12 protein-coding genes and 1 pseudogene are annotated in these 14,631 nt (G+C 61.8%); 7 read left to right on the top strand and 6 right to left on the bottom strand.

What is annotated here, in order from left to right; genetic code table 11:
* Positions 1-22 precede the first annotated feature (22 nt).
* Both groL and groES read right to left on the bottom strand, forming a co-directional pair.
* Positions 23-1,663 carry a chaperonin GroEL gene (gene groL, locus ACO2TI_RS04390; RefSeq protein ID WP_423282237.1) on the bottom strand — a complete coding sequence of 547 codons (1,641 nt, stop codon included), beginning with the start codon at positions 1,661-1,663 and terminating at the stop codon, positions 23-25.
* Between the two features lie 52 nt (positions 1,664-1,715).
* Positions 1,716-2,006 (bottom strand): co-chaperone GroES, encoded by a 291-nt coding sequence (gene groES / locus ACO2TI_RS04385; protein ID WP_009856121.1) that lies wholly within the window; start codon positions 2,004-2,006, stop codon positions 1,716-1,718.
* Between the two features lie 492 nt (positions 2,007-2,498).
* Here groES and ACO2TI_RS04380 point away from each other — a divergent pair, with 492 nt between their 5' ends.
* The gene (locus tag ACO2TI_RS04380; RefSeq protein WP_423282236.1) at positions 2,499-3,023 is read left to right on the top strand and encodes a hypothetical protein; all 525 of its coding nucleotides are present in this window, start codon (positions 2,499-2,501) and stop codon (positions 3,021-3,023) included.
* 284 nt (positions 3,024-3,307) lie between these two features.
* On the opposite strand, the pseudogene ACO2TI_RS04375 reads toward ACO2TI_RS04380, so the two are convergent.
* Positions 3,308-3,768 (bottom strand): annotated as a pseudogene (locus ACO2TI_RS04375) (IS1 family transposase); the annotation flags it as partial.
* Between ACO2TI_RS04375 and ACO2TI_RS04370 the strand changes: the two are divergent.
* From ACO2TI_RS04370 to ACO2TI_RS04360, 3 genes are all read left to right on the top strand, one after another.
* Positions 3,734-3,949, top strand: a complete 216-nt coding sequence (locus ACO2TI_RS04370; protein WP_423283338.1) for a hypothetical protein — start codon at positions 3,734-3,736, stop codon at positions 3,947-3,949. The pseudogene ACO2TI_RS04375 and the gene ACO2TI_RS04370 sit on opposite strands and share 35 nt — an antisense overlap.
* Before the next feature lie 343 nt (positions 3,950-4,292).
* On the top strand, positions 4,293-5,861 hold the full coding sequence (locus ACO2TI_RS04365; RefSeq protein WP_423282235.1) for an anti-phage dCTP deaminase: 1,569 nt from the start codon (positions 4,293-4,295) through the stop codon (positions 5,859-5,861).
* Between the two features lie 43 nt (positions 5,862-5,904).
* On the top strand, positions 5,905-6,123 hold the full coding sequence (locus tag ACO2TI_RS04360) for a hypothetical protein (protein ID WP_423282234.1): 219 nt from the start codon (positions 5,905-5,907) through the stop codon (positions 6,121-6,123).
* Between the two features lie 329 nt (positions 6,124-6,452).
* Here ACO2TI_RS04360 and ACO2TI_RS04355 read toward each other — a convergent pair whose 3' ends face one another.
* The 3 genes from ACO2TI_RS04355 to ACO2TI_RS04345 are packed head-to-tail and all read right to left on the bottom strand — an operon-like array spanning position 6,453 to position 10,104.
* Positions 6,453-8,429, bottom strand: a complete 1,977-nt coding sequence (locus tag ACO2TI_RS04355; RefSeq protein ID WP_423282233.1) for a DUF3732 domain-containing protein — start codon at positions 8,427-8,429, stop codon at positions 6,453-6,455.
* A complete protein-coding gene (locus tag ACO2TI_RS04350) occupies positions 8,426-8,914 on the bottom strand; it encodes a three component ABC system middle component (RefSeq protein ID WP_423282232.1) in 489 nt (162 codons plus the stop codon). Before ACO2TI_RS04350 ends, ACO2TI_RS04355 begins: the two co-directional genes overlap by 4 nt.
* Positions 8,911-10,104, bottom strand: a complete 1,194-nt coding sequence (locus tag ACO2TI_RS04345; RefSeq protein WP_423282231.1) for an ABC-three component system protein — start codon at positions 10,102-10,104, stop codon at positions 8,911-8,913. Before ACO2TI_RS04345 ends, ACO2TI_RS04350 begins: the two co-directional genes overlap by 4 nt.
* Positions 10,105-11,052: 948 nt before the next feature.
* Here ACO2TI_RS04345 and ACO2TI_RS04340 point away from each other — a divergent pair.
* From ACO2TI_RS04340 to ACO2TI_RS04330, 3 genes are read left to right on the top strand one after another with little or no spacing between them, the layout of a single operon-like run.
* Entirely contained in the window at positions 11,053-11,724 is a 672-nt protein-coding gene (locus ACO2TI_RS04340; protein ID WP_423282230.1) for a TnsA endonuclease N-terminal domain-containing protein, read from the top strand.
* The gene (locus ACO2TI_RS04335) at positions 11,678-13,639 is read left to right on the top strand and encodes a transposase (protein ID WP_423282229.1); all 1,962 of its coding nucleotides are present in this window, start codon (positions 11,678-11,680) and stop codon (positions 13,637-13,639) included. The genes ACO2TI_RS04340 and ACO2TI_RS04335 overlap by 47 nt, the downstream gene beginning before the upstream one ends.
* Entirely contained in the window at positions 13,636-14,613 is a 978-nt protein-coding gene (locus tag ACO2TI_RS04330) for an AAA family ATPase (RefSeq protein ID WP_423282228.1), read from the top strand. The genes ACO2TI_RS04335 and ACO2TI_RS04330 overlap by 4 nt, the downstream gene beginning before the upstream one ends.
* Positions 14,614-14,631: the final 18 nt, after the last annotated feature.

Here is a 14,631-nt window from a genome sequence, read left to right as displayed (position 1 = left end):
GAAGAAACGACTCAGGCGGACATCACATGTCCATGCCCATGCCGCCCATGCCGCCCGGCATGCCGCCGGCCGCGGGCGCTTCGTCCTTCGGCGCCTCGGCGACCATGGCCTCGGTCGTGAGCATCAGCGAGGCCACCGACGCGGCGTTCTGCAGCGCGGTGCGGGTCACCTTGGTCGGGTCCAGGATGCCCATCTCGATCATGTCGCCGTAGGTGTCGTTGGCGGCATTGAAGCCGTAGTTGCCCTTGCCGTTGAGCACCGCGTTGATCACCACGCTCGGCTCGCCGCCGGCGTTGGCGACGATCTCGCGCAGCGGGGCTTCGATCGCCTTGAGGATCAGCTTGACGCCGGCGTCCTGGTCGGCGTTGTCGCCCTTGATCTCGCCGGCAGCCTGGCGGGCGCGCAGCAGCGCGACGCCACCACCGGCGACGATGCCCTCTTCCACCGCAGCGCGCGTGGCGTGCAGGGCGTCCTCGACGCGGGCCTTCTTCTCCTTCATCTCGACTTCGGTGGCGGCACCGACCTTGATGACGGCCACGCCGCCGGCCAGCTTGGCCACGCGCTCTTGCAGCTTCTCGCGGTCGTAGTCGCTGGTGGCTTCCTCGATCTGGATGCGGATCTGCTTGACGCGCGACTCGATGTCGGCAGCGGCGCCGGCGCCATCGATGATGGTGGTGTTTTCCTTGCCCACCTCGACGCGCTTGGCCTGGCCCAGGTCGGCCAGCGTGACCTTCTCGAGCGTCAGGCCCACTTCCTCGGCGATGACCTTGCCGCCCGTCAGGATGGCGATGTCCTCGAGCATGGCCTTGCGACGGTCGCCGAAGCCCGGCGCCTTGACGGCCACGACCTTCAGGATGCCGCGGATGGTGTTGACGACCAGGGTCGCCAGCGCCTCGCCTTCGACTTCCTCAGCGACGATCAGCAGCGGGCGGCCGGCCTTGGCCACCTGCTCCAGCGTGGGCAGCAGGTCGCGGATGTTGCTGATCTTCTTGTCGAACAGCAGCACGAACGGGTTCTCGAGGATCGCCGACTGCTTTTCGGGGTTGTTGATGAAGTACGGCGACAGGTAGCCGCGGTCGAACTGCATGCCCTCGACGACGTCGAGCTCGTTGTCCAGCGACTTGCCGTCTTCGACGGTGATGACGCCTTCCTTGCCGACCTTGTCCATCGCGTCGGCAATGATCTTGCCGATCGACTCGTCCGAGTTGGCCGAGATCGCGCCCACTTGAGCGATTTCCTTGCTCGTCGTGGTGGCCTTCGAGGCCTTCTTCAGCTCGGCGACCAGGGCGGTGACGGCCTTGTCGATGCCGCGCTTGAGGTCCATCGGGTTCATGCCCGCGGCCACGTACTTCATGCCTTCGCGCACGATGGCCTGGGCCAGCACGGTGGCGGTGGTGGTGCCGTCACCGGCGTTGTCCGAGGTCTTGGAAGCGACTTCCTTGACCATCTGGGCGCCCATGTTCTGGAGCTTGTCCTTGAGCTCGATCTCCTTGGCGACCGAGACACCGTCCTTGGTGACGGTGGGGGCGCCGAACGAACGCTCGAGCACCACGTTGCGGCCCTTGGGGCCCAGCGTGACCTTGACCGCATTGGCCAGGATGTTCACGCCCTCGACCATGCGCGCGCGGGCTTCACCGCCGAACACGACGTCTTTTGCTGCCATGAGTTTTCTCCGTATTCCTGTGATTCAGATCGCTTGAGCTGCGGCGGCCGGATTACTTCTCGACCACGGCGAAGAGGTCTTCTTCGCGCATCACGAGCAGCTCGTCGCCGTCGACCTTGACGGTCTGGCCGCTGTACTTGCCGAACAGCACGCGGTCGCCGACCTTGATGTTCAGCGCCACGAAGTCGCCCTTGTCGTTGCGCTTGCCCGGGCCGACGGCCAGGACTTCACCCTGGTCGGGCTTCTCGGCCGCGTTGTCGGGGATCACGATGCCCGAGGCGGTCTTGGTCTCGTTCTCGAGGCGCTTGACGATCACACGATCGTGCAGGGGACGAAGTTTCATCGCATCTCCTTCATGCATTGCCACTGGCGGGCAGATACCAGGCTTTCCAAGCGAGCCTGCGAAGTTTGCGCAGACTCACAAAACGTCACCGCGCCCGGACGGGGCTCTGCGGCGCGGTGTTAGCACTCGTCTCTCGTGAGTGCTAGCGAAGGGATTATAGGGACGCTTGGCGGCAGTTCAATGGCGGGTGTCGAGATTCACTGAGTCTTGAATTCGAGCCGCCGAGTTCTGAACTCGGAAGGCCGAGCGCCGAGCACCCAAGCCGACATGGGTTGGTTTTCAAGCGTTCGAAACGCCACGTACTGTCTCAGTCTGAGATGTGACGATCAGGAGGCCGCCGATCGCCCCATCGTTCGCCGGCAAAACAGGACCGGCATTGAGTCAGGTGGCGCAACGCTGCGTTGCGCGGCTGGCACGGGGATTGCCTCTTGTCAAGGGGTGCCATCAACATAGACATTATTGATGTTCCCGGCACGTCGTGAGGGGCGCACGATGGCACATAGGCAGTGGGGGGCGCTCATGTCCGCAGCAAGGAGCGGACTAAAGAGGCACCCCAAGTCCGTTCTTTTGGTTGTTTCGCTGGTCCTTGCGTGGCTTACCTTGTGGGTAGTGCTGTGGTGGTGGACCGAATGCCTCCCCCCGCTGCGGCCGTGGATAGAGACGCTGAACGGAGCAACGTGGTCTGACGAGTGGGAGCGGCTGTGGAGCGAGAGTCCGTTCTGGTTCGCCGGAGCAATCGCTACACGAACCGCCATCAACTTTGCGGGTCCAATCGGCGTACTCGTGACTCTGGCGTGGTTCCTCGTCGGATTGGAGCGGTTTATGTACATGTCTCGGCTCGAACTTCTCACACTGCTCAATGCCGAGCTGGTGCCAACGCTGGCGGCCGTGCTCAAGAGGCGTAGCCACGTCATCTCGGACGAGGACAAGGCCGAGATGCGAGCGGCGGCCGACGAACTCATCAAAGACTTCGTCAAGGACGCTGAGGAGATTTCAGACAAGCAAGGCGACAACTAAGAACTCGCGAACCCGGCAAGGGTTCGCGCGCGAACAATCCGTCCAGCGGGGAGTGGCATGGACGAAAGTCACTTGAATGACTATCGCGACTATCTCAGTCAGGCCCTCAAGTTCTGCACCTCTTGGTGGTTCGTCGAGAAGCGCCTACGGCGGCTCTGGAAGGAACTCAACAAGCCGGCAGTTCTGACGCCGGGGCCAGCGCCTGAGCCGATAGACAGGTTCCTAAAGGAAGCCGAGGCCTGGTACAGCAGACAGTACATGCTCAACGGATGCCCGCGGCGCTAGCTGGCCAAGTCGGCAATCTCTTCCAGAGTCCAAACGTGGTCACTGATGCCCGCCTCCATGGCCGGCGTCACGCGCAGCGTCTTGTGGATGCGCGCGAAGTTGTAGTGCATGAAGTGCAGCGACACAGCATGTCAAGGTTCTCGACCTTCTTCGAGAGCCGTTCGTCAGCCGCGTGAAGCGGCGCATGCCCATCCGCATTGTCAGGTTCTGCCGCTCCACATAGCTGGTGGAGGCATGAGCCAAGTCCGGGTCGCCCATCACGACGCGAGTTGCTGTAGCGGCGCTGGTCTTCCTTCGGGCCTTCGCCGTAGATCTTCACCAGCATCGCGAAGTCGCGGAAGTTCGCCGGCAGCGCTTCAAGGTATGCCTTGTCGCCATCGGTCGTGAGTTGGACCGGGTTCGCGAGGCGACGCGAGAGATCGGCCATGAACGCCTGCCCGATGGCCTCGAAGGTGTTTCTCGGCACCGCGAACGTTTTCCAGGTGTTGGCCGATCTCTTCCTCGGTCAGATACCTGGCGATCAACTTGCCACCTTCGATCGCAAGGTTGCCAAGTGGATGACCGAACTGTCGGAGCCAACGACAACCCCGTCCTTGCAGCGAATGCCGGCAAAGACGGTCATCCGCGGAATACGCTGTTGACCTTCATCTCTGGGTACGCCTTGTAGATGGACGAGACCAGCTCGGAGAAGCTCAGGCGCCGCACGAACTAGGACCCCGATAGGGGCAGTTCGGCAGGCGCTGTTCACTTGAAGTGACGCGAACCGTATACAGCCAATCGCTGAACCCGACATCCATCAAGCAGTGGGCATGATGGGTTGCAGATCCAGGTGTCTGGCGCTGGCGGCCGCGGTCTTGGTAGGGGCGTGCGGCTTATGATTTCGCCACAGGCTGCCTGAGACGCGGCCGGGCGCACGAAGAAGCCAGCGCAGAGGACGGACGCGGTGCCGCTGCGAAGACCCTCTGGCGCTACGAAGGGGGACATATGGCAACCAACTTGGCCGTCGTTTCAGGACCATCGCCGTCGGGCGGAACGTTCAGCGCACACCAGCGCATCACGGGTCTTCAGAAGGACGAGATCGTCATCGCACTGTGCGGACCACTCGGCACGCCGCTGCATGAGGTTGCCGAGGCCTTTAAGGAGCAACTCGAGTCCAAAGACTTCGGCTACACGCATGTCGAAGTCATCCGCTTGAGCCGCGTGATTCGCACCCAGGCCAAGCTGTCCGATGGCGCGACCATCAAGCAGCTCATCGATGCCGGCAACGACCTTCGAGACAGCCACGGAGCCGGCTTCCTGGCGCAGCATGCGATCAAGCACATCTTCACGCAACGGCAAAAGCACTTCCCGGCCGATGCCGCCGACGGTCAGGGCGGACTGTTCGAGACCGGTTCAACCGCGCCGGCCGTCGTCCCGACCAAGAGCGGTCGGGTGTGCCACATCATCGATTCGATCAAGAACAGCCAAGAGCTTCGCCTGCTGAGGCAGGTGTACGGCGACATGCTGCACGTCGTGGGCGTCTACACCCCGATCGAACAGCGCATCGATCGCTTGAGTCGCAACCCGAACTCCAAGGACGACATCCACGCCTTGATCGATCGAGACTCCGGTGAAGAGATGGCGCACGGCCAGCGCGTACAGGAGACGTTCCCGCAAGCGGACTTCTTCTTGCGTGCTGACGCCGGAACGAGCAGCCAACTTGAAGCGCGCGTCAAACGGTTCTTGGCGTTGATGCTGGGCACCAGCATCATCACGCCCACGCAGTCCGAGCGAGCGATGTACGAGGCGTTCTCGGCTGCGCGCAACTCGGCTTGCCTGTCTCGGCAGGTGGGTGCCGCCATCGCTGACAAGGATGGCCACGTCCTGGCCACCGGATGGAACGACGTTCCTCGAGCTTTCGGTGGGCTCTACGAGACGATCGACATGCGCACGTCGCCCGACGTGGATCACCGTTGTTGGAACAAAGACGGCGGCAAGTGCTTCAACGATGAAGAAAAGACGTTCCTCGCCCAGCAGGTGATCGGCAAACTGGCTGAAGCAAAGGTCATCCAACCTCAAGACGTCGGGCGCGCAACCGAACTGATTCGCCACGACAGCCAGCTCAGAAGCTTAATCGAGTTCTCCCGTGCGGTTCATGCCGAGATGCATGCGCTGCTCAATGCGAGCACGAGCTACGGCGGGCGCATCCGCGAGGGCAAGCTCTTCGTCACCACGTATCCGTGTCACTCGTGCGCCCGGCACATCGTTGCAGCGGGGATCGCCGAGGTCTACTTTCTGGAGCCCTACCGCAAGAGCTTGGCGACTAAGCTGCACGGCGATGCGATCACGGAGTCCGAGACCGACACCAAGAAGGTGCGCATCATGCCGTTCGACGGCGTCGCTCCTTCGCGCTTCTTGAAGTTTTTCGGCTATCCCGAAAGTGGGCGCAAGGACCAGGCGTCGGGGCGCATGATCACCGGCTCGCCACAGCCCGTCATGTCGATCACGATGGAGGCTGTAACGACGCTTGAGGGCCTGGTGATCAAGGAACTAGAATCTTCGGACGGACATTGATCACGACCGCCGCGGGATGCGGCGACAACCTCTGGAGGAAGCGATGACCACGCCCGATGGCCAGCAGCTCGATCTAAGGTTCGATCACTCCACGTTCGGCGAGGATGACGGCGCGAAGCGCGAAGACCATGATCGCTTGTCAGCCGACGTGGTTGTCTTGTCGACCTTTCGGCACGCCCCACGGATTGCCCAGCAACGCGAGGATGAGGACGAACGCACGATCGTCCAGCGCGCACTAGCGAGCGTTCGGCTGTTTAGCTAATCCCGTCGGCCTACGCGAGCCCGTTCGATCCGCGCCCAGGCACGGCTCGCCCAGTACTCGATCTTCCCGTTGACCTCGCACTTGCAGACCATCCGAGTTGGCTCACGCAGCTTGGCGGTCTGTGACTGCGTCGCGAGCTCGTCGACAGCACTGCGCGTTCGTGTCCACGTAGCTGTGCCGAGCGTCGTCGCCGACGTCAGCTGGTCGCGCTTGAATCTATCGGCGTTGACAGCGGCGCTGTCTACGCCGGTCCACCCGCGGCTTCCGAGAGCAGCCAGCTTGGCGGGTGGAAGAACTGGTCCCATATAACCAGTGCTGGCGTCGCCGCCCTACTTGCTCCAGCTGGGCCAGTCTTGTGGAACCAGCGCCGGCGGATTCATCCAGGGCTCTTCGACTAGGGCGTCCTGGAACCAGTCATCAGCGAAGTTGGCATGTTCGGTGACGATGAGCTGGAAGCCCGGGACCAGCTCCTTCGTGTAGTTCAGCAGCGTCTCAAACAGCTTCCTGGCGGCCTCTAGGTCGGCGTCCACGCGCTTGACCTGCTCCGAATCCCCCGCTACAGATTCATAGATGGTTTGCGACGGGAAATAGACCTGCGTCGGCTGATCCAGCATCAGGAAGCGGGGGATAGGGATGCAGTTTTCCGCTGCGTAGTGGTGCAGGGCCAGCAGTGCCGAGATGTGATACGCAAGCCAGTTCGCGCCGCCGCCGGTGCGAATCATTGGGACTGGATTGCCGGGACGCTGCACGACCACGGTCAAGTTGCGCATGTCCAGCCGGAACGGAAACTCCGAGAAGAAGGCCTTGAACTCCTTCACCAGCGACGTCATGGTGCTAGAAATGTGGGTAATGACCGATTCCATACGCGCGTCTGCATCGTCGTCGGCACCCACGCTACGGTCAATCTGGTCGAGCTTCGCCTGCAGCCGGTCGACTTTGAGCTTCAGCGTGCTGATGGCATTGCTTGGATTCAAGTTGTCCAGGTAGAAGCTGACTCGACCTTGAACCTTCAAAGCGCGCGCGTTGGCGTCCTCTTGCGCTGCTGCCTTCTCATCGGCCAGAACCGCGGCGTTGAGGTCGACTTCGACCTCACGGATGGCATCCTTCAGTTTGCTGGAGCGGTCGGTGAGTGCTGCTAGGTGCTCATCCAGGCGAGGGCGCGCGCCGCCAACGTGCTCAAGCTCGCTGTCCAGGCTCGATAGCTCGGTCATCAGTGATTGAGCGATGCCATCCATGCGGGCGTCTTCCTCTTTCAGGAACGGCCACTGCCAAGCGCCATTCGATGCACGCGGCAACGCATTGATGGACTCAAGGCGGGAACGCTGCTCCTGTGCCTCGGTCTGGAAGTCGGACGCACCTTTGACATACCTCTGCGCAGATGCAATCCGGTCCAGGACCTGGCGACGCTCGGTCCGCAGATTTGAACGGCGTGCCTGGAGCTTCGCCAACTCACTCTCCGCCATGAGCGCTACCTGCCCGGGTCGCCAGCTTAGGACCTCCCGAAGGGACGCGACCAGGTCGCTCTCGGCTCCGTCCGTGCTCGGCACGGCATGGCCTGGCGAGTTGCTGAAGGGGATACCCACAGTCCGCGCCTCAGCCAGCAGGCCCAAGCCGCGCGTGTCCAGCGCATCCTCAGTCTCCTGTGCTAGCTTCAGTTCTTTCTGAGCAATCTTCAGCTCGCGCTGCGTGGCACGTCGGATCGCCTCAGTCTCCATGTCACCGACGTTGGAGATGCCGAAGAGGACGGCAAATGTGTCACGGATGGTCTGAGGAAGGTGTTCCTCTGCCTGTCGGTAGAACAGCAACTCCTTGCTGGCCACCAGGCCTTGCTTCTGGAAGAGGTAGAACGCCGTGTGCTTGACGTTGACGGAGTAGCCCGAGCGACTGCTGCGCTCAGGAACAGGCGTCTTAGTCTCCGGGATGCCCAGCAGGGACGAAAGCAGTTCGTGGACAAGCTCGTCACCACCGTTGTGCTTGAGGGAGCTGTAATCCGGCGTCTGAATCTGCCGGCCACGCATGACCATTGCGAGCGAGCACTGAACCTGGCCCGGCTTGGGGTTGGGCTTGGCGACGAACACCTGCTCATGTGGAAACTGGAACGTGACCGCGAACCAGGACACCTTCTCGCGGATGAAGCCCTCCGCAATCTTGCACTCGTCCTCGCCCATGCAGTACTCGACGATGTCCGAGAGGGACGACTTACCTGTCGAGGCCAGGCCGGTGATGATGTTCAGCCCATCGGGATTTAGGGTGAGGTCGCGCCTACGACCGTCGTGGCTGTAGATGTGAATCGAAGCAATCTTCATGGGCGGATGGACAAGCTGGTGTAGACCGTCACGCGGTCGTCAATCTGGGCGAAATCGCGACCGAGGACGACTGCAGCGGCGCGACACCTTTCGGCGTCTTCAGTGTTCAGCGGCTGGGGTGACACCCGCCTGGGGATTAGGCTGATGCCCCCGTCATCGCCGACCTTGATGCAGTCCTTGCTTGCAAGCAGTGCAAAGGCCTCTGTGGCGTACTGAACCAACGCTCGCGCCCGCTCAGCGAAGTCGACCAGCAAGTCTGGCCGGAGCGCGAAAACGCGCAGCACAGACAGCCTCTTGTTCTCCAGAATCTGCTCGCGCGAGGCCAGGTGCAGGCACATCGGCAGCACAAGCAGGGTCAAGGAGTACGGCATTGGCTTCCCCAATACGCGCTCGTACTCGCGAATGGCTGCAGCCAAGACCACCGCGCAGAACGCCGGGTTGAAGAGATTTCGCTCTTCAAAAGGGCGAGATGACCAGTCCCTCATGCAGGAACCTTCGACGTGGCAGCCTTCAGGCGCTCGAGGAACTGGGGATGCCAGTGCACACGAGGCATCGGCTTCTCGTCTGCGAGGATGTGAAAGCTGCCGCGGCGAACAAAGTCCTCCGTAACGTCCTTGCGGATCTGCAGGCCCTTGGACTGATTCTCGGCCCAGTCATACAACTGGCGACCCGCAGCTTGGAACTCGGCCTCGTTCTGCGGTGCCTTCACCATGGCCCAACCCCTGGCGCGCTTCCACTCTTCGACAAGGCGCAGCTCGAACTTGCGAATCTCGCCGCCCACAAGGGCGTTGACTCGGGTCCAGTGCGCGCGTTGGGAGAACGCGCGGTAGAAGTCCAGGATTGCCATCTCCAGGCTGTCGCTGGACATGCCAATCGCCCGCAGCTGCTCGACGAACTGCCGCGTGTCATTCATCGCGTCGATCTCCTCATCGGGGTACGCGTCGTCGAAGGTGATTGGCAGACGCTCGTCGTAGTACTCGCTGTTGACCTGCGCGAACTTCGCCCAGACTTCGGCGCCGGTGATGGGCTTGCGCTCGCCCTGAATGAGCTCGATGGCTTCCCTGAGCCACCAACCTTCCATACGTTCGCGGACATCAATGCGAAATTTCGCCGCCACCGACCGCAGCAGCGGCGCGAAGGCCGTGTCGAGCTCCTTAATGCGTAGCGAACTGTCGGCAATCACGATGCGAGCCAGAAAGTCGTCCTGTTGGGTCGCGTTCAGCGAGCTGAACGTGGTTTCAATCTGCGCACTCAGCGCCGCCTTCGAGCCCTTGAGCTCGTTGACGAGCTGCTTTGCAAAGTCCGCTGGCTTGGCACCGGCACCATCGAGGAAATACTGAAGCAGCGAGGTGGGACCGACGCGCGCCGTCGTCGCCATGCAATACGAGTGGTCGCAGGCGAGATTGCCATCGCGGATGTACCGGTCGAGCCAGATGCGGACGGACTTCCAGAAGTCGGTCGACAGCGTGCCAACGGTCTCGCCGACCTGTTTGTGCTTCAGCGAAATCAGCGTCTTCTTACCATCAACGTCACGCAGTTCGACGTCATCGTCGGCCTCGATGAGCAGCGCTTGGTTCTCATCCTGCTTCATCAGGTGCGCAAGCGCGAAGCGAATCTGATAGACGTAGCCGAGCCCCTGCTCGCCAGCGGCGTACTTGTCTGTATGTGTTGCCACTTGTCCTCCCTTGCTTGCCCGCAATCAATCACGGGCACCTGATGCCCATGTCCTGGGTCTTCAGGATCGTGCCGATGCAGGAGTCATAGTCATCGACACATGTCTGGCTCTGCGGATAGACCAGAGAGCGCAACTAGACGCGTGCCAAGGCGACGCTCGCGCAAGGGCGCCGTGCTTTTACCGCGCGTTGGATTGGATGTCTAGCAGGAAGTGGCCGCCGTGCGCTGGGTCTGGCCGCTTCCGGCCGCGGCGACAGCCTCGCTAGAGGGGCGGGCCAAGGGCGTGTGGCAGATGCCTGTCGGCGCAGAGTCTGCTCCCGGCCTTGCCCGGTCAACCACCATTGTTCGGACCAGGCATTTCCAACGTTAAAAGTCGCGAACACTCTATTCTCTCGCACCCTCTCAAAGTGATTTGAATATATTAGTACTTAAATTCATTTTCCCCACCAACAGAAAACCCTTTACGTTCATAGAGTTTGCGATTAGCGTTCCGATATTGACAGGCTTCGAGTCCCATCTGTGGCACACGACAGCAAAGCTCAGCAGGAAACTTCGATTGTTGAGCCCGAGCTTCGGGCCCAGTACGGCGCCGTAATGTCTACGGAAGAGGTCGCGACGACTCTCAAGATGACTGTGCCGGCGTTACGGCTCGCCTGTGCGACGAGCCGATTGCCGCTCACTCCGATCAAGATCAAAGGCCGACGAGGTCAGCTTTACAGCACGAGAGCCGTCGCGCGGCTGCTCGAGTCATGGCTGGAATCGGACCATGAGGAGGCTGCCATGTAACGACAAACGCCGAGTACCCTTTCGGATGACTCGGCGCTGCCGCTTCGGCGAGAGGCTCGCTTTAGATCTGGCGATCTGAGTTTCTCCCTCGCGGTGACGCCTGTCAAGCCGAGGGAGCCCATTTGGGTTCCTTCGGCGAGTCCAACTCACCCTGGAGAAACGTATGAACGCCTCCGCACGACGGGTGGTGACGCGTTCGCCTGCGCGGACGGTCATGCTCGTCAATCTTCCAGCGCTGCTACCCCATCCGGTCGAAGCCGAATCCTCGTATGAGCGCGACTTCATCCGTCTGGCAGCGCTGTACGTCGGCACGCGTGCCATCGCCCATCAGCCGTTCAGGCTGAGCCTCGCAGCCGGCAATTACACGCCCGACTTCCTCGTGACGTTTGCCGACGGCTCGAAGGTCGTCGTGGAAGTCAAGCCACAGGCAAAGGTCGAGCAGCATCAGCAGTTGTTCGCCGAGGCTGCCGACACCTTGGCTGAGCGAGGCCTCTCGTTCCTCGTGGCGACCGAGCGCGAGCTACGGCGCGAGCGAGTCAATGACAGGGCGCGCTTGCTGCTGCGTTACGCCAAAGGTCAGCCGGCTCCTAGCGATCTCGAGCGTGTGCTGCAGATGTTCGTCGAACAGCCCACCGGCCTTCCGCTCGGCACGCTAACCAAGCGCGCTCGCGTAACCAGGGAGACGATCTTCCACCTGATCGCCCACCGCCATCTCACCACGGGTCGCCGGCTGCTGCTCGACGACGCCGTCGTGGTGAAGACAACCACCCAAACCAAGGAGACGACCAATGCAGTTCAGTTTGCAATCTGGATTGGTGCTGCGCTGTGGTCATAGGACGCTCGAGATCGTGCGCGAACTAGAGAACGACCAGTTCCAACTCGAAGATCGCCTGACGCGCCGCCCATCCATCATCAGTCGCTCAAACCTCCTTAACCGCATCTGGAAGGGGGAGTACGTACTCGTGACGCAGGGCGACGCCGACGAGACCAAGCCTAAGGGCAAGCGTGCTCCACTGGCATTCGCCCGCGTTCATCTTGGATCACTGCCTGAGTCGCAGCGCGCCCTTTTCGAGCGCCGGCTGCGCTATGTCAAAGCCGTTGAGAAGGCGCACGTCAGACGCGGACAGCGTGAACGAATCAAGGCCGTCGTGCAGAAGGTGGCCAAAGCGTCGAACGACCCGAGACCACCGTCAGCATCAGCCGTAATGACCTGGCTGCGCCGGCACCAGCAGAGCGGTCATGCACAGGCGGCGCTCCTGAGCGGAAACCACCGGCGACGGTCGCCTCGCCGAAAGTGCCCGCTCCTGGACAAGCTGATCTCACGCGTTCTACGTGAGGTCTACCTCACCCGAGCGCGCCACACGCTGAGACACGCGCTCGACCGAGTCCGCCAGGAAGCAGAGAGGGCCGTCGAACTGGGCGAGCTGGAAGCTAAGGACTCGAAGGTCAGCTATTCGACGCTGCAGCGTCGGCTCCGCGAGGTCGACCTCTTCCAGCGAATCGCGGCCCGCGAGGGACCTGCGCGAGCGAGGATGGTCTGCCGTACGACCTTTGGAGGCGCGGGCGCCAGCTATCCGCTCGAACGCGTCGAGGTGGATCACACGGTCCTCAACTGGGTCGTCATCTGCGACACCACCGGCTTACCGCTTGGCCGGCCTTGGCTGACCGTGATGATCGACGCGTACTCGGGCTACTTGCTGGGCTTCTATGTCAGCTTCTATGGACCCGGCCTCACCAGCGTTTCAGGCGTGATCCAGAACGCCGTGAAGCCGAAAGACGAATTCTGTGCTGGCGTGCAGTTGGAGCACCCGTGGCTGGCCCATGGCCTGATGGACGATCTCATCATGGACAACGGTCTCGAGTTCCACGCGAGGACGTTCCAGCTCATGGGGTGGGACCTCGGGGTCGACATGACGTACTGCAAGGTGCGCACGCCTTGGCTCAAGCCGCATGTTGAACGATTCTTCGCGACGCTCAACCATCTGACGCTGGTACGCGGCCGGGTTCACAAGCGCGTGGCCAACGTGATGAACATCGACCCAGCGAAGGACGCAGCGATCTCCTTCTCGAATCTGGTCAAGGGATTGACCATGTTCGCCGCCGACGTGCATCCCTTCCAGATCAATGAGCGCAAGCTGGCGCGGCCCTATGACCTCTATGTCGAAGGCCTCGAGCGGGCGCCAGCAGTGACTTACCCGGGCAGCTGGGAGCAACTGCGCCTGACGTCGGCTCTGTCCGCGTCATTGTCGGTGGGGCCAGGCGGCGTGCAACTGCGTGGCTTGCCGTACGGAGGCGGCGAACTGCTGGCGATGCACAAGCGCATTGGCAGCTCCTTCAGAACGCTGGTCAAGTGGGACCCGGACGACATGGCGCAGGCCTACGTCCAGGACCCGCGAGACAAAACCTGGGTCACTTCGCCATGCCGTTGGACGGACTACGCCGACGGCCTGAGCTGGAACCAACACTTGCTCATTAGCAAGTTCGCCCGAGAGGATCTAGACGCTAAGGATGCCGAGGGCACGCTGCGTCGCGCTCGGCTTCGTCTGTACGACCACTGGCTCGGCTCGACGACGTTCAAGAACGGCCGCGACGCAATGACGGCCGCGCGCTTCTCTGGCGTGACCTCCGCTCGCGTGCAGTCTCGGCCCGTTGCCGTTGATTTGGCGGCGCCTGCAGCTCCCATCGCGGACGTCGAGATCGCAAGCGACTCGTCAGAGATTCCTTCCTTCGAATCCTTCGAGATGTCATGAGCACCGAACTGTTCGAGTGCGCCACGGAGGTCGAGGTCGAGATTCCTGAGGATGCGTCACGAGTTCGCCGCCGAATGGCGACCTACTCAGTGGAAGCCTTGATCGTCGCCCAGGAGGTCGACCGAACCTTCGTCATCGACGTTCAGTTCAAGTTGGCTTTGCAGGCGTGTGACCGGGCCTTTCAGCTCTCCAGAGTGCTGTCCACGCCGCAAGGCGCACACGTCCATGGGCCAACCGGCACCGGCAAGTCCACGCTGGCGCAGTACTTCAAGTGGTCGCTGCCGCCCTCGAGTCTCTTCGAGGCGGACTACGGCGCCTTGGCAATCCGTCTTTCAGGTCGACCGTCCCCGGGGGAAATCATCTCGGCCATCCTACGGCGCTTGCGACACCCATTCCCGAACGTCACCAACACCACGCACTACATCAAGCGCGATCTAGCGATCGAGATCTTGAACCTCAAAGGCACGAAGTTGATCTTTGTCGACGAGGGCCAGCACCTTGCGAAACAACGGCGCGTCTTGGTCAAGGATGGCACGTCGACCGGCAAGTACACCTATGCCTCAGAGTTGTTGCGCGAACTGATGGACGACACCAAGGTAGGGCTCGTCATCCTGTCGGACTCGACCTTGACGTCGCTGCACGAGGTCGACCCGGCGCTCGATGGACGGATCTCAACAAGCGTGAAGTTCGAAGACTACGTCGACGTCCGGGCTTGGCTTGGGTTTCTCCAAGCGGCGTGCAAGCAGTGCAAGAGCTTCGACCTCACGTGGCTATGCGACGCTGAGCCCGCAAAGCTCTTGCTCGTCGCAACCGAAGGCAACAAGCGACAGTTCAAGTTGCTTGTCACTGAGGCAGTCCTAGTGGCGGTCGACGCCGGCCGGCACAGCCTCGACATGCGCACTCTGCGCACTGCGTTCGACCGTCTATTTGGCATCGACAGCCCAATGACGAACCCTTATGCGCCGCAGCCTTGACCCTTTGCCGGTGACCAT

Source organism: Caldimonas sp. KR1-144 (genome assembly GCF_049446155.1).
Taxonomy (GTDB): domain Bacteria; phylum Pseudomonadota; class Gammaproteobacteria; order Burkholderiales; family Burkholderiaceae_C; genus Rivibacter.
The sequence above is the reverse complement of the archived record's forward strand: the minus strand, read 5'-3'. Positions and strand labels throughout refer to the sequence as shown.

Excerpts from the sequence above, each read along its gene's own strand:
- groL (WP_423282237.1), bottom strand. The coding sequence starts at position 1,663 with ATGGCAGCAAAAGACGTCGTGTTCGGCGGTGAAGCCCGCGCGCGCATG.
- groES (WP_009856121.1), bottom strand. The coding sequence starts at position 2,006 with ATGAAACTTCGTCCCCTGCACGATCGTGTGATCGTCAAGCGCCTCGAG.
- ACO2TI_RS04380 (WP_423282236.1), top strand. The coding sequence starts at position 2,499 with ATGGCACATAGGCAGTGGGGGGCGCTCATGTCCGCAGCAAGGAGCGGA.
- ACO2TI_RS04370 (WP_423283338.1), top strand. The coding sequence starts at position 3,734 with ATGAACGCCTGCCCGATGGCCTCGAAGGTGTTTCTCGGCACCGCGAAC.
- ACO2TI_RS04365 (WP_423282235.1), top strand. The coding sequence starts at position 4,293 with ATGGCAACCAACTTGGCCGTCGTTTCAGGACCATCGCCGTCGGGCGGA.
- ACO2TI_RS04360 (WP_423282234.1), top strand. The coding sequence starts at position 5,905 with ATGACCACGCCCGATGGCCAGCAGCTCGATCTAAGGTTCGATCACTCC.
- ACO2TI_RS04355 (WP_423282233.1), bottom strand. The coding sequence starts at position 8,429 with ATGAAGATTGCTTCGATTCACATCTACAGCCACGACGGTCGTAGGCGC.
- ACO2TI_RS04350 (WP_423282232.1), bottom strand. The coding sequence starts at position 8,914 with ATGAGGGACTGGTCATCTCGCCCTTTTGAAGAGCGAAATCTCTTCAAC.
- ACO2TI_RS04340 (WP_423282230.1), top strand. The coding sequence starts at position 11,053 with ATGAACGCCTCCGCACGACGGGTGGTGACGCGTTCGCCTGCGCGGACG.
- ACO2TI_RS04335 (WP_423282229.1), top strand. The coding sequence starts at position 11,678 with ATGCAGTTCAGTTTGCAATCTGGATTGGTGCTGCGCTGTGGTCATAGG.
- ACO2TI_RS04330 (WP_423282228.1), top strand. The coding sequence starts at position 13,636 with ATGAGCACCGAACTGTTCGAGTGCGCCACGGAGGTCGAGGTCGAGATT.